Genomic DNA, 18,394 nt, shown 5'->3' on the forward strand with positions numbered 1-18,394 from the left:
GCCGTAGGTCTGCCCAGCGGATTCCATCGGGGCAGCTGCGCTGCCCTTGGCGAATGAATTCGCCCCTACAGGATGCAACCCGCCCGGGCGATCAGGCCCCTACCGCGAAGCCTCGCAGAAACCCCGCGTAGGGTTTGGGCAGGGGAAAGTCGAGGTCGCCGCGCTTGCTGGTGGACAGGCGCAGTTCACCCAGTAGCTCCACCATCTTCAGGGCGGCGCTGACGCCGTCGATCACCGGCACACCCAGTTCTTCCTGCAGCCCCTGAGCCAGGTGGCTCATGCCGGCGCAGCCGAGGACGATGGCGCCGGACTCGTCGCATTCCAGGGCCTCCAGGCAGGCCGCGCGCATGATGCGGAACAGCCCTTGCGGGTCCTGATCCAGCGCCAGCACCGGAATCTCAACCGCGTGGATGCCCCGGCAATGCTGATGGAAGCCGTAGCGCTCCACCAGGTGGCGGGCGATGACCCTGGTGCGGCCCAGGGTGGTGACGATGCTGAAGCCGGTGGCGACCCAGGTGGCGAGATGCATGGCCGCTTCGGCGATGCCGATCACCGGGTGCCGGGCGATCTCCCGCGCGGCCAGCAGGCCCGGGTCGCCGAAACAGGCGATCACATGGCCTTCGGCGCCGTCCCGCTCGCCGTCGCGGATGGCCTGGAGCAACCCGGGCACGCTGAGGGCCTCGTCGTAGTGGCCCTCGATGGAGGCCGGCCCGGCGCCATTGGTCACCGCCAGCAGCTGGTTGCCGGGGCGCAGCAGGGGCCGCGCCGCTTCGGCCAGGCTGGCGGTCATGGCGGCGCTGGTGTTCGGGTTGATCAGCTGGATCTTCATGGCCGAGGTCAGGTCTCGATCAGGTGCTTCAGCGGGTGGTAGTTGGCCTTGAGCTTGCCGGCCGACTCGAGGATGGCGGTCTCGATGGCGGCCAGGTGGAAGCAGGTCAGCTCGACGGCGGCGTTCTGGTTGCCCGACTCGATGAACTCGATCAGGCGCAGGTGCTCGTCGTCGCGGCAGGCGTCGTGGCGCTCGTCGTCCAGCGCGGCTACGTAGAGCGAGGCGCGGGAGATGAGCTTGCGGAACCAGTCCAGCAGCACCGGGTTGTTCAGCGCCTGGGCCAGCTTGATGTGGAACTCGCCGAGCAGGTGGATCAGCCGCTCGTGATCGTGGTTACGGCGGGCCTCTTCTTCCAGCAGCAGGTGCTCGCGCAGGTCCTGCATGGCCGCGCTGTCCCGCCGCCGGCAGAGCTCGGTGACGATGCCGATCTCGATCAGCCGCCGCGTCTCGAACAGCGAGCGGATCTCCTGGTCGCTGGGCAGCGACACCCAGGCGCCCTTGTTCGGCTCGGTGGAGACCAGGCCATCGGCCTCCAGTTGCTTCAGCGCCGCCCGCACCGAGGTGCGGCTGACATTGAACAGTTCCGCCAGTGAGGCCTCACCCAGTTTCATGCCGGGCCGCAGCGAGCGGTTGCTGATGGCCTGGTAAACCCCCTGGTAGACGCGATCGACCGTGGTTTCCAGCTTCTTGTCTGCCATTCGTGACTCCCCTGATTCCGTTCGCAACCCGATTTCCGCCGGAAACGAATGGGCGGAAAAACCCGGTTGCGTTGTCAGCATAATCCGAGTATTTCTAGATTGCATTCAATTTTTGCATACAAAAACAAGAGGAGTGCACCACTATGAAGCACACTTCCTCCATCGAGGTGCAACGCGTCAGCAAGCGCTACACCGATGACCCCGAGGTGGCGCCGGCACTCGACGACGTCTCGGTGAGCATCCACCACAACGAGTTCTTCACCCTCCTCGGCCCGTCGGGCTGCGGCAAGACCACCCTGCTGCGGTCCATCGCCGGCTTCGAGCAGGTCAGCGCCGGCACCATCCACATCGGCGGGCAGCGCGTGGACCAGCTGCCACCCTACAAGCGCCGGGTCAACACCGTATTCCAGAGCTACGCGCTCTTCCCGCACATGAGCGTGGCCGAGAATATCGCCTTCGGCCTGGAGATGCAGGGCATCGAGCGCGGCGCCATTCCCGCGCGGGTCAAGGAGATGCTCGCCCTGGTGCAGATGGAGCACCTGGCCCGCCGCCGCCCGGCCGAACTCTCCGGCGGCCAGCAACAGCGGGTGGCCCTGGCCCGCGCCCTGGCCCCGCGCCCGGACGTACTGCTGCTGGACGAGCCGCTGTCAGCGCTGGACCTCAAGCTGCGCAAGGAAATGCAGGTGGAGCTGAAACGGGTGCAGCAGGAGGCCGGCATCACCTTCATCTTCGTCACCCACGACCAGGAAGAGGCGCTGACCCTCTCCGACCGCATCGCGGTGATGTCCAGCGGCAGGATCCTGCAGATCGGCACGCCAAACGAAATCTACGAACGCCCGCAACACCGTTTCGTCGCCCACTTCATCGGCGATATCAATTTCCTCCCCGGCCAACTGCGCCAGTGCCCGCAGAACGGCAGCCTGTTCCGTCCCGATGGCCTGCCGGTGGAAATCCCCTGCACGCCAGGCGCGCAGTTCAACGCCGGCAAGGTGCAGCTGGCCTTCCGCCCGGAGCGCTCGAAGCTGGTGGACCCGGCGCAGCCGCACCACCTGCGCGGGGTGGTCGAGGCCGTGCTCTATGTCGGCACCGCCACCCTCTACCAGTGCCGCCTGGCCAACGATGTGAAGGTGATGCTGCGCGAAGGCAACGAGGGCGGAACCAGCGCCCGAGCCGTGGGCTCACCGGTGGCGGTGCACCTGCCGCCCCACGCCTGCCTGCTGATGGAGGCCTGAGATGAGCGTCAGCGCCACCTCCCCCAGCCTCAACCGGCTGTTGCTGCTGTCGCCGGTGCTGCTCACCCTGCTCGGCCTGATCGCCATCCCGCTGGGCATCATGGGCTACATCAGCCTGCTGCCGCGCAACCTCTACGGCGGCGTCGACTGGGGCGCCGACTGGCAGTGGCAGAGTTACGTGCAGCTGTTCTTCCAGGAGGATTTCGACGGCAACCTGGAGCTCAACTGGGTCTACGCCCAGGCCCTGCTGCGCTCGGTGCTGCAGGCCGGCGGCACCACGTCGCTGTGCTTCCTCCTCGGTTTCCCCGTCGCCCTGTGGATGACCAGCCTCAGCGAGCGCTCGCGCAACATCATGGTGCTGCTGATCACCATCCCCTTCTGGACCAACCTGCTGATCCGCAACTACGCCTGGCTGATCATCCTGCGCGAGCACGGCTGGCTGGCCCAGAGCCTCAACGCGCTGTTCCCCCAGGCCGGCGGCATCACCCTGCTGTACAACGATTTCGCCGTGGTGGTGGGGCTGGTCTACAGCTTCCTGCCGTTCATGATCCTGCCGATCTACTCCACCCTGGAGAAGCTCGACTGGCGCCTGGTGGAAGCCGCCTACGACCTCGGCGCCAACCGCGCCAAGGCCCTGCGCCGGGTGATCCTGCCGCTGTCCATGCCCGGCGTGGTGGCCGGCTCCCTGCTGGTGTTCGTGCCGAGCCTCGGCGCCTTCATCACCCCCGCCATCCTCGGCGGCGGCAAGACGCTGATGATCGGCAACCTGATCCAGCAGCAGTTCGGCACCGCGCGCAACTGGCCGCTGGGCAGCTCGCTGTCCTTCCTCCTGCTCGGGCTGATGCTGCTGGCCCTGGTGCTCTACGCCCTCTACGCCAAGAAAGCCGCCAAGGCCGTCCGCCAGGGAGCCCGCTGATGATCGCCAACCACCTGAAGAAACTGCCGCTGACCCGCGAAACCAGCCTGCTGGTGCTGGCCTACCTGTACCTGCCGATCCTGGTGCTGATCGCCTACAGCTTCAACGCCAACCGCACCGCCACAGTGTGGACGGAGTTCTCCTTCGCCTGGTACGGCCGCATCCTCGCCAACCCGTCGATCCAGGCGGCGGCGCTGAACTCGGTAATCGTCGCCGGCATCGCCACGGTCTGCGCCACCGCCATCGCCCTGCTGGCGGCGCTGGCCACCTACAAGCCCTTCTACGGGCAGAAGATGGTGGAAGGCGGCATCAACCTGCCGCTGATCCTGCCGGAGATCGTCACCGCGGTGGCCACCCTGCTGCTGTTCATGGCCCTCGGCATCAAGCTCGGCCTGTTGACGGTGATAGTCGCGCACATCGGCTTCTGCATCCCGTTTGCCTACCTGCCGATCCGCGCGCGGCTGAACGACCTGGACAAGAGCCTGCTGGAAGCGGCCAACGACCTCTACGCCAACCCCTTCCACACCTTCCGCCGGGTGACCCTGCCGCTGCTGTTCCCAGCAGTGCTGTCCGGTGCGGTGCTGGCGTTCGTGGTCAGCCTGGACGACTTCATCATGACCTTCTTCGTCGCCGGCCCCGGCTCGACCACGCTGCCGGTCTACATCTTCTCGGCCATCAAGGCCGGGGTTACCCCGGAGATCAACGCCATCTCCACCCTGATGCTGCTGATCTCCATCGTCCTGGTGGTGCTCTCCTTCTGGCTCGGCCAGCGAGGCAAGCCCGCCAACTGAACCTTGCTCCACCACTGCCCAACCTGTTCTTCAACCGGAGAGAAAAACAATGAAGTTGAAAGCATTGCGTCATGGGGTAGCCGGTTTCGCCCTGAGCTGTTTCGCCGCCACGTTCGCCCAGGCGGACGAGCCCAAGGAGCTGTTCTTCTACAACTGGACCGACTACTACCCGGTGGAACTCCTGGCCAAGTTCGAGAAGGAGACCGGCATCAAGGTCACCATGGACGGCTACGACAGCAACGAGACGCTGCTGGCCAAGCTGCAGGCCGGCGGCGCCAGCTACGACGTCATCGTGCCGTCGCACTCCATCATGCGCACGCTGATCCAGCAGGACCTGCTGCAGGCAATCGACGCCCCCAGCCTGCCGAACTTCGCCCATGTGAAGCCGGCCTTCCGCAACCCCGAATTCGACCCCGGCCGCAAGTACTCGGCGCCCTACCTCTGGGGCACCACCGGCTTCTCCTATGACAGCGCGCGGGTGCCGGGCGGCAAGCTGGACGACTCCTGGAAGGAATTCTTCGAGCCGCGCCCGGAACTGCAGGGCCAGCTCGCCGCGCTGGACACCCCCAGCAGCGTGATCAACGCCGCCAGCCATTACCTGGGCGTCGACGAATGCACCGAAAGCCCGCAGGACGCCAAGCGCATCCTCGAACTCCTGCAGAAGCAGAAGCCCTTCCTGAAGATGTACAGCTCCGACAACACCGTGGACCGCATGGCCTCGGGCGAAGTGATCATGATGCAGAACTGGAACGGCTCCACCGCCCGCGCCACCCTGCAGAAGAACACCATCAAGTACGTCTACCCGCGGGAAGGCGTGGCCATGTTCCAGGACAACTTCGCCGTGCCGAAAAGCGCGCCGCACCCGGGCAACGCCAAGGTGTTCATCGACTGGATGATGAAGCCGGAAAACGCCGCCGCCGTGTCCAACGCCATCGCCTATGCCAACGGCATCGACAGTGATGCGCTGCTGGACAAGAAGTGGAAGGTGATGGACGCCATCAACATGCCCGAGGAGTTCGCCGACCGCCTGCGCCCGGAGAAGGAATGCAGCAACCAGGCCCGCGAGCTGCAGGACCGCATCTGGTCCAAGCTCAAGGGCTGACGCAATTCGTAGGATGCGGTAGAGCGAAGCGAAACCCATCAATCCGTGCACGGCAGCATGGGTTTCGCTCCGCTCTACCCATCCTACGTCCCCGGATACGCCGAATCTTGTGGGGGCGAATTCATTCGCCAAGGACCGCGCAGCGGTCCCCCACCTCCCTGAAAGACTGCACACGAGGTCCCCATGACCGACACCTGCTGGCTGCGCAACGTCCGCCCCTTCGGCGGCGCGGCCGAAGACTTCCGCATCGAGCGCGGCCGCTTCGCCGAACGCCGCCCGACCAGCGCTGCGCCACTCGCCGCCGGCGACATCGACGGCGCCGGCCAACTGATGACCTGCGCCCTGGTGGAGAGCCATATCCACCTGGACAAGACCCTCTGGGGCCAGCCCTGGCGGCCCAACAGCGCCGGCCCGACGCTGAAGGACTACATCGCCAACGAGCGCCGCGTGCTGCGCGAGGTCAGCGCGCCCATCGCCGAGCGCGCCGGCGCGCTGCTGGAGAACTGCATCGCCCGTGGCTCCCTGACCATGCGCTGCCACGTGGATATCGACCCGGAATTCGGCCTGCGCCATGTCGAGGCCATGCAGGCCCTGCGCGAGCGCTACCGCGACCTGATCGACCTGGAGCTGGTGGTCTTCCCGCAGACCGGCCTGGTCAGCCGCCCCGGCACCGCCGAGCTGATGCGCGAGGCCCTCGGCCTGGGCGTGGAGAACGTCGGCGGCCTCGACCCCTGCGGCATCGACAACGACCCCATCGCCCAGCTCGATTTCGTCTTCAAGCTCGCCGCCGAGTTCGATCGCGGCGTGGACATCCACCTGCACGACAAGGGCGAGCTGGGCCTCTGGCAGATCGCCCGCATCGCCGATTACACCGAGCGCTTCAACCGCCAGGGCCGGGTGATGATCAGCCACGCCTACTGCCTGGGCATGGCGCCCTGGAACCAGGTGAAACCCCTGGCCGAACGTCTGGCTGCATTGGATATCTCGCTGATGAGCTCGGCACCGGCCGACTGTGCCGTGCCGCCCTTCCTCGCCCTGCACGAGGCTGGCGTGAACCTCTGCCTGGGGTCCGACGGCATCCGCGATGCCTGGTCGCCCATGGGCAACGGCGACATGCTGGAGCGCGCCATGCTCCTGGCCTTCCGCTTCGACCTGAACAAGGACGAGGAGCTGGCCACCGCCTTCGACGCCGCCAGCCGGCACGGCGCCAAGGCCCTGGGCCTGCCCGCCCACGGCCTGTCGATGGGCGAGCGCGCCGACTTCCTGCTGATGGACGCGCAAAGCCTCGGCGAAGCCGTGGTCGCGCGCCCGCAACGCCAGGTCTATCGCGCCGGCAAGCTGATCGCCACCCAGGGCCGCCTGCTGGAGAGCCGCCTGTGAGCGCGCCGCGCATCGGCCTGAAAGCGAGCTGCGTGGTCGGCTTCGACGGCACGCGCCATGTGCTCTGGCGCGATGGCGAAGTGGTGATCGAAGGCGCGCGGGTGCTCTTCGTCGGCCGGGGCTTTCCCGGCCCGGTGGAGCAGTGGATCGACTACGGCAACGCCCTGCTCGGCCCCGGCTTCATCGACCTCGACGCCCTGGGCGACCTCGACTCCACCGTGCTCACCCTGGACAACGGCGACGAACTCGCCATGGGCCGCCTGTGGTCCCGCGAATACCTCGAACGCGGGCCGCAGGAGAGCTACAGCTTCATTGATGAAGTCTTCAAGTACCGCTACGCCTTCACCCAGTTGATCCGCAACGGCATCACCACGGCCATGCCGATCACCTCCATGTATTACCGCGAGTGGGCGGAGACCTACGACGAATTCGCCGCCGTGGCCGACGTGGCCGCCGAACTGGGCCTGCGCACCTACCTCGGCCCCTGCTACATGAGCGGCATGCAGGTGGTGCAGCGCGACAGCGGCATCACCGAACATTGGAACGAGGCCCGCGGCCTGGCCGGCCTGGATGCCGCCGAATGTTACTTCCGCGATTTCGACGGCGCCCACGGCGGGCTGATCCGTGGCGCCCTGCTGCCCGACCGCATCCAGACCTGCACCCCCGCCCTGCTGCAACGCACCGCCGCCCTCGCCCGCGAACTGGATGCGCCAGTGCGCCTGCATTGCTGCCAGGGTCTCGGCGAAGTCGCGCTGGTCAAACGCCTGCGCGGCAAGGCGCCGCTGGCCTGGCTGGAAGAGCTGGAGCTGCTCGGCCCACGCGCCGTGCTGCCCCACGGCATCTACATCGAGGGCGATGACGACCTCGCCCGCCTGGCCGCCAGCGGCGCCAGCCTGGTGCACTGCCCGGTGGTGTTCGCCCGCGACGGCGAGGCCCTGGACTCCTTCGGCCGCTATCGGGAGCACGGGGTGAACTTCGCCCTCGGCACCGACACCTGGCCGGCGGACCTGCTGGACAACATGCGCCAGGGCCTGAACATCGCCCGCATCAAGGCGGGCGGCAGCCACGGCACCAGCGCCCTCGATTTCTACAACGCCGCCACCCTCGGCGGCGCCAAGGCCCTGGGCCGAGACGACCTCGGCCGGCTAGCGCCTGGCGCCAAGGCCGATATCACGGTGTTCAGCCTCGACGGCCTGCACCTGGGCCCGCTGTTCGATCCGCTGAAGAACCTGATCCTCGCTGGCCGTGGCGACGACTGCATCGCCAGCTGGATCGACGGCCGCTGCGTGATGCAAGGCGGCCAGGTGCAGGGCGTCGACTACGCCACCCTCCAGCGCCAGGCCCAGCGCCAGTTCCACACGCTGATGCGGAGCCACGCCGACCGCGCCTTCGGCCGGCCCGACTGGCGCGGCCTGTTCCAGCCGGCCATTCCCTTCGCCGACGCCTGGAGCGCCGAACGCCCGCTCTGCACCCTCGCCAGCGCCCCCTCTGAAGAGAACACACCATGCTGAGCTTCGATTTCGCCCGCCTGAGCCCCCGCGAGAAGTACAAGATCCTCATCGGCAGCGTGGTGCCCCGGCCCATCGCCCTGGTGACTACGATGGACGCCGAAGGCCGGCCCAACGCCGCGCCCTTCAGCTTCTTCAACGCCCTTTCGGCCGACCCGCCGATCCTCGCCCTGGGGGTGGAACACCACGCCGACCTCAGCCCCAAGGACACCACGCGCAACGCCCTGCTGCACCAGGAGTTCACCGTGAACATCGTCAACGACGCCCTGGTGGAAGCCATGAACATCTGCGCCGTGCCCTTCGAGCCGGGCTTCGACGAACTGGTGGCCGCCGGCCTCACCGCCCTGCCCGGCACCCGCGTCGGCTGTCCGCGCATCGGCGAGGCGCCGGTGGCCCTGGAATGCCGGCGGATGATGGGCCTGTCCATCGGCCAGTCGCGGGAGATCATCCTCGGCGAGGTGCTGATGGCCCATGTGCGTGACGACCTGATCGACCCCGAGACCCTCTACATCGACCAGCTGGGCCTGGATGCCATCGGCCGCATGGGCGGGCATGGCTATGCGCGTACGCGGGAGTACTTCGACCTGCCGACGCGCTCGTTGCAGGCATGGAGGGAGCAGCCGGGAGGTGGGGAGAGGGTTTGGCCCGCGGCCCTCTCCCCCAGCCCCTCTCCCTTCAGGGAGAGGGGCTGGGGGTGAGGGTGCCGGCCACCTCGAAGAACGCCCTCACCACGCGCAGCTCCGCATAGCTCTCCAGACACGCCAGGTAGTGCCGGCTCACCAGCCCTTCGCCCGCCAGCGGCAGGGCCGCCACGCGCGGATCGCGCGGCACTTCCAGGGAGTAGACGATGCTCAGCCCCAGCCCGGCGGCGACCGCCTCGATCACCGCCTCGCGGCTGTTCAGCTCCAGCGCCGCGCGCAGTTCCAGGCCCTGCTCGCCGCAGGCCTTCTCGAAGGTGCGGCGGGTCAGGGAAGCGGGCTCGCGTTGCAGCAGCACCTGATCGCGCAACTCGTGCAGGGCCACCTCCTGGCGCGTGCCGAGCCACGGATGCGCCGCCGGCAGCAGCAGGCACAGCCGCGCCTCGCCGATGGGCTGCAGGCGCAGGCCGGGGCGTTCGCTCATGTCGCTGACCAGGGCCAGGTCGACCCGTTCGCCATTCAACGCGGTGAGGGTTTCCTGGGTATTGCCCAGGCGCAGGTTGATGGTCACCCCGGGATAGCGTTCGCGCATCCGCGCCAGCAGCGGCATCACCAGGTGCGGGCTGTCGGCGGCCAGGTCGAGGCGGCCGGCTTCCAGGGCCTGGCTGGTGTCCAGCAGGTCCTCGGCCTGCTCGGCCAGGGCGAACAGCTGGTGGCTGATGGCAGCCAGGCGCCGGCCCAGTTCGGTGGGCTCCACCTGCCGCGCGGAGCGGCGCAGCAGGCGTACCTGGTAATGCTCCTCCAGCGCCTTGATATGCCCGGTCACCGCCGGCTGGCTGATGCACAGGCGCTCGGCGGCACGGGTGAAGCTGCCCTCGCGGACCACCGCATCGAAGGCGCGCAGCTGGAAGAGATTCATGGCCATTCCATCAGTAAGACTTATTCGACGGATAACGATAAACGATTTGAATGATGGATCGATGAACCCGCACCCTAGCCACTCCCCGTCCCACCGCCGCCGGAGCTGCCCGTGTTCACCGATACCGACCTCGCCACTGCGGTGGTCCTGCTGTCCGCGCTGATGCACGCCAGCTGGAACGCGGTGATCAAGTCCGGCAGCGACCGCCTGTCATCGATGGCGCTGGTGGACGGCGTGGCCTTCTGCTTCAGCATCGCCCTGCTGCCGCTGGTAAGCCCGCCGCCACTGGTAGTCTGGGGGCTGATCGGACTCTCCGTTCTGGTCAACACCCTCTACCGCCTGCTGCTGATCCGCGCCTACCACCATGGCGATTTCGGCCAAGTCTACCCGGTGGTGCGCGGCCTGCCGCCGCTGCTGGTGGCGCTCGCTGCGGGGCTGGTGTTCGGCGAGCAGCTGTCCGGCGCCATGCTGATGGGCATCGTGCTGATCTCCGCCGGCATCCTCAGCCTGCTGTCCACCCGCCTGGAGTCCCATGCGCTCAAGGCCCTGGGCTATGCCGCGCTGGCCGGCGCCGGGGTGGCGCTCTACACCCTGATCGACGCCCAGGGCGTGCGCCGCGCCGACAGCGTGCTGCAGTTCGTGGTCTACCTGACCCTGATGCAGAGCATGACCATTCCCGTGCTGGCCTGGCTGCGCCGGGGCCCTCTGGTGCTGCGCTTCGCCCGCGACAACTGGCGCATCGGCCTGTTCGGCGGCTTCAACTACTGCGTGGCCTACGGCCTGGTGCTGTTCGCCATGACCCTGGACAACGTGGCCAAGGTCGCCGCCCTGCGCGAAAGCAGCGTGATCATCGCCGCCGTCATCGCCAGCCTGGTGTTCAAGGAACCCTTCGGCATCCGCCGCATCCTCGCCGCCTGCGTGGTCACCGCCGGCATCCTGCTGATCAAGATGGTGGATTGAGGCCGCGCTCGTCGTAGGTTGGCGCTGAGCGCAGCGAAGCCCAACGATCCGGGCATCGATCCCGCGTGCTGGGCCTCGCAGGCTCGGCGCCAACCTACGGGGCCGTACCGCTGTCAGCGCTTGGCGATGATGTACACCGCGTGGACGATGCCGGGGATGTAGCCCAGCAGGGTGAGCAGGATGTTCAGCCAGAAGGCGCCGCCGAAGCCGACCTGGAGGAACACGCCCAGCGGCGGCAGGAGGATGGCGATGAGGATGCGGATCAGGTCCATATGAAGCTCCTTGTGGGAAAGATCGTCTGCCCAGTTACCGACATTCCTGCAGACTAAGCGTTCAATGCAGCGCCCCGCCATAATCGCTGCCTGATGTTTCAGCCGGATGCTCCTGCCATGCCTATCGCCAGCGAAGACCTCGACCGGCCCTACCAGTTCGATTTCTACGACGCCGGCGGCTTCATCAACATCAGCCAGAACGCCAAGGCGGTGGTCTTCGTCGGATTTCCCTCACCCCCGGCCCCTCTCCCAGAGGGAGAGGGGAGATATCCGCTACCTCATCCCCAACTTATGCCGCGCCGCATACAGGCAGACCATCTCCATCGCCAGGGTGGCGCCGGCCAGGGCGGTGACTTCGGCGTTGTCGTAGGGCGGTGCCATTTCCACCACGTCCATGCCAACCAGGTTGATGCCGCGCAAGCCACGGAGGATTTCCAGCGCCTGGTGACTGGAGAGGCCGCCGCACACCGGGGTGCCGGTGCCGGGGGCGAAGGCGGGGTCGAGGCAGTCGATGTCGAAGGTCAGGTACACCGGGTTATCCCCCACTCGCGCGCGAATCCGTTCGGCGATCTGCTCGGGCGTGTGGCGGTGTACCTCGCGGGCGTCCAGCACCTGGAAGCCCATCACGTCGTCATTGGTGGTGCGCAGGCCCACCTGCACCGAGCGCGACGGGTCCACCAGGCCCTCGCGGGCGGCGTGGAAGAACATGGTGCCGTGGTCGATGCGCTGCACATCCTCGTCCGGCCAGGTGTCGCTGTGGGCGTCGAAATGGATCAGCGACAGCGGGCCGTGCTTGGCCGCGTGGGCTTTCAGCAGCGGGTAGCTGATGAAGTGGTCGCCGCCCAGGGTGAGCATGGCGGCGCCGGCTTCGAGGATGCGCGCGGCGTGGGCCTGGATCAGCTCCGGGGTCTGCTGCGGCACGCCATGGTCGAAGGCGCAGTCGCCGTAGTCGACCACCGCCAGGTGGTCGAAGGGGTCGAACTCCCAGGGGTAGTGGCGGGCCCAGGCCATCTGCACCGAGGCGGCGCGGATGGCGCGCGGTCCGAAGCGGCTGCCGGGGCGGTTGGTGGTGGCGGTGTCGAAGGGCACGCCGCTCACCACCAGGTCGACACCGCGCAGGTCGCGGCTGTAGCGGCGGCGCATGAAGCTGGTGATGCCGGCATAGGTGGGTTCGGCGGCGGTGCCATAGAGGCTGTCGCGGGTGATGGCCTGGTCGTTGTCGAAGGCGTGTTCCATCTCATCGGGCTCCATTGATTGTCTCCCCTCTCCCTTTCAGGGAGAGGGGCCGGGGGAGAGGGTCTCAGTACTGGGTACGGAAACTGGTCCAGAGGCGGGTGCGCGCGCGCTGGTCCTTGAGGCTCTGGATCTGCTCGCCGAACAGGCGCTCGCGCACCTCCGCGCTCGGGTAGATGTCCGGGTCGCCGGCCACCTCGGGCGCCAGCAGCGGCTTGGCGGCCTGGTTGGCGTTGGCGAAGAACTGGCTGTTGGTCAGTTCGGCGATGGCCTCGGGGCGCAGCATGTAGTCGATGAAAGCGTGGGCGGCCCCGGGGTGCGGCGCGTCGGCGGGGATCACCATGGTGTCGAACCAGATCAGCGTGCCCTCGCGGGGGATGCGGTAGATCAGCTCGAAGGGCATCTGCGCCTGGCGCGCCTGGTCGGCGGCGATGGCGGCGTCGCCGTTGTAGGTCAGGGCCAGGCAGATCTCGCCCTTGGCCAGGTCGTTGATGTGCTTGCCGGCGCCGACGTAGCGGACGTTCGGCTGCAGCCGGGCGAAGAGTTCCTGCACCGCCTTGAGGTCGGCCTTGTCGGTGCTGTAGGGGTCCTTGCCGAGGTAGTGCAGGGCGATGCTGATCACCTCCTGGGGCGAGTCGATCACGGCGATGCCGCAGTCCTTCAGACGGCTGGCGTACTCGGGCTTGAACAGCAGGTCGAGGCTGTTCAGCGGCGCATCGGGAATGCGCTGGGTCACCGCATCCTTGTTGATCCCGAGGCCCACGGTGCCCCAGGTGTAGGGCACGCCGAAGCGGTTGCCGGGATCGACCGTGGCCAGCTTGGCCAGCAGCTCGGGGTCGAGGTTGGCGAAGTTCTTCAGCCGCTCGCGCTGCAGCGGCTGCACCGCGCGGGCCTGGATGGCGCGGGCCAGGCCGCTGCTGGCGGGGAAGACCACGTCATAGCCGCTGCCGCCGGTGAGCAGCTTGGCGTCCAGGGCCTCGGCGCTGTCGAAGATGTCGTATTTCACTTCGATGCCGCTCTGCGCCTTGAAGCCTTGCAGGGCCTTCTCGGGGATATAGGCGGACCAGCTGTAGAGGTTCAGCGCCTTGTCTTCGGCCTGCACCGGCAAGGCGCAGGCGAACAGGGCGGCAAGCAGCAGGGGGAAACGCATGATGGGCTCCTGGGGGATTGCAGGTGGAACCATGCTGCGCCGGGCTTTGCTTTGAATAAATATGAAGTGTTCTACTTTGGCATCTATCGCCATCAATGTTTGGTGCCACCATGCTCAGCCAGCTCCACGACCTCGACCTGCAACTGCTGCGTATCTTCGTCACCGTGGTGGAAAGCGGCGGCTTCAGCGCCGCCCAGGGCGAACTGGGCATCGGCCAGTCCACCATCAGCACGCAGATGGCCAAGCTGGAGACGCGCCTGGGCTTCCGCCTCTGCGAGCGCGGCAAGGCGGGATTCCGCCTGACGCCCAAGGGCGAGCAGGTGCTGGCCGCCACGCGCAGGTTGTTCGGTGCCATCGAGACCTTCAAGGGCGAGGCCCGGGGCATGGCCGACATGCTGCTGGGCGAGCTGCGCATCGGCCTCTCGGAAGCGCTGGACAACCAGGTGCTGCAACGCCTGGGCGCGGCCATCGGGCGCTTCCGCCGGCGCAACCAGGCGGTGCAGTTCGAGCTGATCAGCGCCATGCCCGCCGAGCTGGAGCGGCGCCTGTTGCAGGACCAGCTGCACCTGGCCATCGGTTACTTCTCCCGTGGCCAGGCGGCGCTGGATTACCAACCCTTGTTCAGCGAACGGCAGCGGCTGTTCTGCGCTATTGGCCATCCGCTTTTCGAGCGTGCCGAGGTCGGCCTGGAGGACCTCGCCGGCTGCGACCTGGTGCAGCATCCCTATCGCTTCGAGGAAGCGCGGCAACCCTTCGCCAGCGGCCCCAGCAGCGCCCGCACGGAGCAGGTGGAATGCAGCCTGGCGTTCGTGCTGTCCGGGGCGCATATCGGCTACCTGCCGGAACATATCGCCGCGCCCTGGGAAGCCGCCGGGCAATTGCGCTCCTTGCTACCGGAGGAGACGGGATACCGCGTGCAGTTCCACCTCACGACGCACCGCGGGCGGCAGCTGAGCGAGGCGCAGGTGGCGTTCGTGGAGGATCTGAGGGCCGCCTTCGGCGGGGCTGGAAGCTAGGAAGCTAGGAAGCCGGAAGCTGGAAGCTGGAAGCTGGAAGCCGAGGGATAAACCCACCATCGCTCCCGGATTTCATCCGGGCCAGGGTGCGCTGTGCGCACCGGGGGCCGACTTCCAGCTTCCAGCTTCCGGCTTCCAGCTCCCCTCACATGTACCAGCGGTACTCCCGCGCGCTCACCTCGTTCATGAAGTCCAGGTACTCCTGGCGCTTGTTCTCGCAGTAGACCATCACGAACTCGCTGCCCAGGCCGTGGTTCACCGCCGGATGGTGGCGCATGGCGGCGACGGCGGTGAGCATGTCCTTGGGAAAATCGATGCCGCTCCCGCGGTCGTCGTTCAGTGGCGCTATGGGTTCGCGGGCGGCGTCCAGGCCGTGTTCCATGCCGGTGAGGATGGCCGCCAGCACCAGGTAGGGGTTGGCGTCGGCGCCGGCCAGGCGGTGCTCGATGCGCAGGTTGCGGCCGTCGGACTCGGGGATGCGGATGCACGCATCGCGGTCCTCGAAACCCCAGCTGGCGCGGCTGGCGGCGTTGACCATGGCGCCGTAGCGGCGGAAGGCGTTGTGGTTGGCGGCGAAGATCGGCATGCAGTGGGGCAGCAGGTCGAGGCAGCCGGCCACGGCGTGGCGCAGCGGACGCTGGTGGTCGGCGGCCAGCAGGTTGTTGCCGTCCCGGTCATAGAGGCTGACGTGCACGTGCATGCCGCTGCCCGGCGCGTGCAGGTAGGGCTTGCTCATGAAGCTGGCGCGCTGGCCGTGCTTGAGCGCCACGCCACGAGTGCTGCGGCAGAACAGGGCGGCCCAGTCGGCGGCCTTGAGGCCGTCGTCGCAGTGGCCGAAGTTGATCTCGAACTGGCCCGGGCCGAGTTCGGCGGTGATGACGTTGGCAGCGACGCCCTGCTCATTGGCCGCCTCGACCATTTCATGCAGCACGTCGGAGAAGCGCGACAGGCGTTCGATGTGCATGTTCGGCTGGTCGTCCTCGTCCTCGCAGAGCGGGTCGCGGGGGAATTGCGGCAGGCCATTCTTGAGCTTGCGGTCGAACAGGTAGAACTCCAGCTCGAAGGCCACCACCGGGCGGATGCCGCGCTTTTCCAGGCGTTGCAGCACGCGGGCCAGCACTTCGCGGGGCTCGAACTCGATGGGCGCCTCGGTGCCGTCGGAGGTGATCAGCATCTGCCCCAGGAGCTCCTTCTCCCAGCGCACCGGCTTGAGGGTGCCGGGCACCAGGCGCCGCGGTGCGTCCGGGTCGCCGTCGGCGAAGCAGTAGTCGCCGATGGGGTAGAGCCCGCCCTGGGTGCCCAGCAGCACGCAGTTCTGCGGCAGCTTCAGCGGGCTGCCGGCGGCCACCTTCTCCAGCATGTCCACGGGGTAGCGCTTGCCGTAGAAGTGTCCTGGGAGGTCCAGGCAGATCAGGTCGACGTAGCGGATTTCCGGGTACTGGGCGCGGAAGGCACGCACTTCACTGAGCAGGTCGGGGTACTGGCTTGTTGTTGTCATCACTGCGGTCCTGCGGGTTCTCGCTTCAGGTGAAGACCCAAAGCACCCGCGTCGGTTTGTCGGAAAGATTGGCGTAACGGAACTGGGCGTGGGGCGGCAGCTGGAAGCTGTCGTTGGGGTAGAGGGTCACGGGCGCGTCGTCATCGCCGTACCACAGCGTCAACTCGCCTTCGAGCACGAAGCCGCCCTGCTCGGAGCTGTCGTCCAGGTGGCCCTCGCCGCTGGTGGCCCCGGGCGCCAGGAGGCTCTCCAGCATGGAGAAGCCGCCGGACATGGTCGGCGAGGCCAGCACGTCGGTGATGCCGCCGGCGTAATACAGGGTGCGGCGCTCGCCGGGGCGGGTCACCCAGGGTGTCCCGCGGGGCTTGCTCAGGCTGTAGAAGTAGGTGGTGGGCACGCCCAGGGCTTCGCTGATGGCGGTGAGGTCGGCCACGGTCGGGCGCGACAGGCCGCGCTCCACCTGGGAGAGGAAGCCCACCGAGCGGTCGATGCGCGTGGCGAGGTCGCCCAGGGTCACGTTCTTGTGCTTGCGCAGGTCGCGAATCAGGATCGCGAGGCCTTCGATTTCGTCTTGCTTGTCCATGGGTTCTCCTTGAGTCTCCCCTCTCCCTTCAGGGAGAGGGGCCGGGGGAGAGGGCATTGTCCCCCGCACCGGGCAATCAGATCACATCGCGCAGTCGGTAATAGGCCTTGCCCGCCGCTTCGAGCGGCGCGGCCAGCAGCGAGCCGCCCGGGAAGCGCGGGTTGCCGATGGCCTGGTAGAGATCCAGCAGTTCGTCGTTGCCGAGGATGGCGTCGGCCACCGCCTTGGCGCCGGCCAGGGTGGGCAGCACGCCGTGGCCGGAGAAGCCCTGCAGCCAGTAGCGCTGGCCGCTGCGACCGATGTCCGGGGTGCGCTTCATGCTGACGTCGATATGGCCGCCCCAGCCGAACTCGATCTCCACGCCCTCGAGCTGCGGGAAGACCCGCTCCAGGTAGGGGCGGATGGCCGCCGGCACGTCCTTGGGCAGGCCGCCCAGGTAGGTGCAGCCGCCGCCGAACAGCAGGCGGTGGTCGGGGGTGAGGCGGAAGTAGTCGGGTACGAACTGGTTGTCGATCACGCAGCTGTTCTTCGGCAGCAGCGAGCGCGCCAGTTCCGGGTCCAGCGGCGCGGTGGCCACCTGGTAGGAACCCACCGGCAGCAGGCGGCCGGAGAGCTGGCGGTCGAGGCGGTCGACATAGGCGTTGCAGGCCAGCACCAGCACCTCGCCGCGCACTTCGCCCTTGGCGGTGCGGGCCACATAGCCGGTCGCGGTCTGGCGGTACTCCAGCACCTGGCTCTGCTCGTAGATGCGCCCGCCGGCGGCCTCGATGGCGCCGGCCAGGCCCTGGGCCAGCTTGAGCGGATTGAGGTGGGCGGCTTCCGGGTCGTAGAGCGCGGCCTGGTAGCGCGGGCTGGCGATCCACTCGGGCAACTCGTCGCGGCCGATCAGGCGCATCCTGTCGTAGCCCCATTTGTGGATGGCGTCTTCCTGGGCCTCCTCCAGCATCTTCACGCGGCGCTCCTGCACCGCGGTCCAGAGGCTGCCGACGCGATAATCCACATCGAAGCCGTGACGACCCGGCAGCTCGCGCACCTCCTCGGCGGCCCAGCGCATGCTGTCCCAGAGGCGGCGGGTGCGCTCCAGGCCCAGAGCCTTCTCCAGCGGGGGCATGTCGCAGGACCAGCCCAGCAGGGCTTGCCCGCCATTGCGCCCCGAGGCCGCCCACGCCACCCGGCTGGCTTCCAGCAGGGTCACCCGCTTGCCCGCCAGCGCCAGGCGCAGGCCGGTATGCAGGCCGCTGAAGCCGGCACCGATGATCAGCACATCGGTGTCCTCGCTGCCCACCTGGGTCGGGCGCAGCGGGATGCTGCCGGGATAGGTTCCGGCGTAATAGGTGCCGACATGCTGGGCGGACTGCTTGAACATGGGAGCCTCGTGAAATTTCCAATTAGTAATTTCATGAAAATTTACACGATAGAATTCACCAAGCCAAGCAGTGTGTTTGAAATAAGCAACAAAAAACAGAAGTGAGCGCCGTGTTTACTGACCAACAGCCAGGCAGGGCGACGAAAATTACATACAGGCGGGCAGCCCTGCGGGCTGCTTGGCGAATGAATTCGCCCCTACAGGGTTGACCCCGAGCGCGGGACATTTCGCTGGCACGGACAAGCTCCCCTCTCCCTCTGGGAGAGGGGTTGGGGGTGAGGGAAATTCCAGGCAGCTCAGCGC

18 protein-coding genes are annotated in these 18,394 nt (G+C 67.4%); 9 read left to right on the forward strand and 9 right to left on the reverse strand.

Translation table 11 applies throughout. The annotated features are described in order from the left end of the window. Positions 1–91 precede the first annotated feature (91 nt). Both ACFPU0_RS28970 and ACFPU0_RS28975 read right to left on the reverse strand, forming a co-directional pair. On the reverse strand, positions 92–829 hold the full coding sequence (locus tag ACFPU0_RS28970; RefSeq protein WP_377696745.1) for an aspartate/glutamate racemase family protein: 738 nt from the start codon (positions 827–829) through the stop codon (positions 92–94). An 8-nt stretch (positions 830–837) separates the two neighbouring features. Next, positions 838–1,527: a GntR family transcriptional regulator gene (locus tag ACFPU0_RS28975; RefSeq protein WP_377696746.1), complete on the reverse strand. Its 690-nt coding sequence runs from the start codon at positions 1,525–1,527 to the stop codon at positions 838–840. Between the two features lie 143 nt (positions 1,528–1,670). Here ACFPU0_RS28975 and ACFPU0_RS28980 point away from each other — a divergent pair, with 143 nt between their 5' ends. From ACFPU0_RS28980 to ACFPU0_RS29010, 7 genes are all read left to right on the forward strand, one after another. Continuing rightward, positions 1,671–2,759 carry an ABC transporter ATP-binding protein gene (locus ACFPU0_RS28980; RefSeq protein ID WP_377696747.1) on the forward strand — a complete coding sequence of 363 codons (1,089 nt, stop codon included), beginning with the start codon at positions 1,671–1,673 and terminating at the stop codon, positions 2,757–2,759. A 1-nt stretch (position 2,760) separates the two neighbouring features. Continuing rightward, entirely contained in the window at positions 2,761–3,675 is a 915-nt protein-coding gene (locus tag ACFPU0_RS28985) for an ABC transporter permease (RefSeq protein WP_377696748.1), read from the forward strand. Further along, positions 3,675–4,466 (forward strand): ABC transporter permease, encoded by a 792-nt coding sequence (locus ACFPU0_RS28990; protein WP_377696749.1) that lies wholly within the window; start codon positions 3,675–3,677, stop codon positions 4,464–4,466. The genes ACFPU0_RS28985 and ACFPU0_RS28990 overlap by 1 nt, the downstream gene beginning before the upstream one ends. A 49-nt stretch (positions 4,467–4,515) precedes the next feature. Further along, complete coding sequence (locus ACFPU0_RS28995) at positions 4,516–5,568, forward strand: extracellular solute-binding protein (RefSeq protein ID WP_377696750.1); 1,053 nt, start codon at positions 4,516–4,518, stop codon at positions 5,566–5,568. Positions 5,569–5,751: 183 nt separating this feature from the next. Then, positions 5,752–6,948, forward strand: a complete 1,197-nt coding sequence (locus ACFPU0_RS29000) for an amidohydrolase family protein (RefSeq protein WP_377696751.1) — start codon at positions 5,752–5,754, stop codon at positions 6,946–6,948. Beyond that, positions 6,945–8,459 carry an amidohydrolase family protein gene (locus ACFPU0_RS29005; protein WP_377696752.1) on the forward strand — a complete coding sequence of 505 codons (1,515 nt, stop codon included), beginning with the start codon at positions 6,945–6,947 and terminating at the stop codon, positions 8,457–8,459. Before ACFPU0_RS29000 ends, ACFPU0_RS29005 begins: the two co-directional genes overlap by 4 nt. Then, positions 8,453–9,154 (forward strand): flavin reductase family protein, encoded by a 702-nt coding sequence (locus tag ACFPU0_RS29010; RefSeq protein WP_377696753.1) that lies wholly within the window; start codon positions 8,453–8,455, stop codon positions 9,152–9,154. Before ACFPU0_RS29005 ends, ACFPU0_RS29010 begins: the two co-directional genes overlap by 7 nt. Here the strand turns inward: ACFPU0_RS29010 and ACFPU0_RS29015 are convergent. Then, entirely contained in the window at positions 9,132–10,013 is an 882-nt protein-coding gene (locus ACFPU0_RS29015; RefSeq protein WP_377696754.1) for a LysR substrate-binding domain-containing protein, read from the reverse strand. The genes ACFPU0_RS29010 and ACFPU0_RS29015 overlap by 23 nt on opposite strands. A 111-nt stretch (positions 10,014–10,124) precedes the next feature. On the opposite strand from ACFPU0_RS29015, the gene ACFPU0_RS29020 reads away from it, so the two are divergent. Further along, the gene (locus tag ACFPU0_RS29020; RefSeq protein ID WP_377696755.1) at positions 10,125–10,973 is read left to right on the forward strand and encodes an EamA family transporter; all 849 of its coding nucleotides are present in this window, start codon (positions 10,125–10,127) and stop codon (positions 10,971–10,973) included. Between the two features lie 113 nt (positions 10,974–11,086). Here ACFPU0_RS29020 and ACFPU0_RS29025 read toward each other — a convergent pair whose 3' ends face one another. From ACFPU0_RS29025 to ACFPU0_RS29035, 3 genes are all read right to left on the reverse strand, one after another. Next, positions 11,087–11,245 carry a YqaE/Pmp3 family membrane protein gene (locus tag ACFPU0_RS29025; protein WP_003084988.1) on the reverse strand — a complete coding sequence of 53 codons (159 nt, stop codon included), beginning with the start codon at positions 11,243–11,245 and terminating at the stop codon, positions 11,087–11,089. A 273-nt stretch (positions 11,246–11,518) separates the two neighbouring features. Then, positions 11,519–12,481 carry an agmatinase gene (gene speB / locus ACFPU0_RS29030; RefSeq protein WP_377696756.1) on the reverse strand — a complete coding sequence of 321 codons (963 nt, stop codon included), beginning with the start codon at positions 12,479–12,481 and terminating at the stop codon, positions 11,519–11,521. 64 nt (positions 12,482–12,545) lie between these two features. After that, the gene (locus ACFPU0_RS29035; RefSeq protein ID WP_377696757.1) at positions 12,546–13,628 is read right to left on the reverse strand and encodes a polyamine ABC transporter substrate-binding protein; all 1,083 of its coding nucleotides are present in this window, start codon (positions 13,626–13,628) and stop codon (positions 12,546–12,548) included. A 110-nt stretch (positions 13,629–13,738) separates the two neighbouring features. Between ACFPU0_RS29035 and ACFPU0_RS29040 the strand changes: the two genes are divergently transcribed. Next, entirely contained in the window at positions 13,739–14,644 is a 906-nt protein-coding gene (locus ACFPU0_RS29040; RefSeq protein ID WP_377696758.1) for a LysR family transcriptional regulator, read from the forward strand. Between the two features lie 145 nt (positions 14,645–14,789). Here the strand turns inward: ACFPU0_RS29040 and ACFPU0_RS29045 are convergent, their stop codons facing one another. The 3 genes from ACFPU0_RS29045 to ACFPU0_RS29055 form a co-directional block, all read right to left on the reverse strand. Next, positions 14,790–16,142, reverse strand: a complete 1,353-nt coding sequence (locus tag ACFPU0_RS29045) for a glutamine synthetase family protein (RefSeq protein ID WP_377696759.1) — start codon at positions 16,140–16,142, stop codon at positions 14,790–14,792. A gap of 25 nt (positions 16,143–16,167) precedes the next feature. After that, positions 16,168–16,725: a helix-turn-helix domain-containing protein gene (locus ACFPU0_RS29050; RefSeq protein ID WP_377696760.1), complete on the reverse strand. Its 558-nt coding sequence runs from the start codon at positions 16,723–16,725 to the stop codon at positions 16,168–16,170. A 76-nt stretch (positions 16,726–16,801) separates the two neighbouring features. Beyond that, positions 16,802–18,091 carry an NAD(P)/FAD-dependent oxidoreductase gene (locus ACFPU0_RS29055; RefSeq protein WP_377696761.1) on the reverse strand — a complete coding sequence of 430 codons (1,290 nt, stop codon included), beginning with the start codon at positions 18,089–18,091 and terminating at the stop codon, positions 16,802–16,804. Between the last annotated feature and the right edge of the window lie 303 nt (positions 18,092–18,394).

The organism is Pseudomonas sp. GCM10022186 (assembly GCF_042656385.1).
Lineage (GTDB): Bacteria > Pseudomonadota > Gammaproteobacteria > Pseudomonadales > Pseudomonadaceae > Metapseudomonas.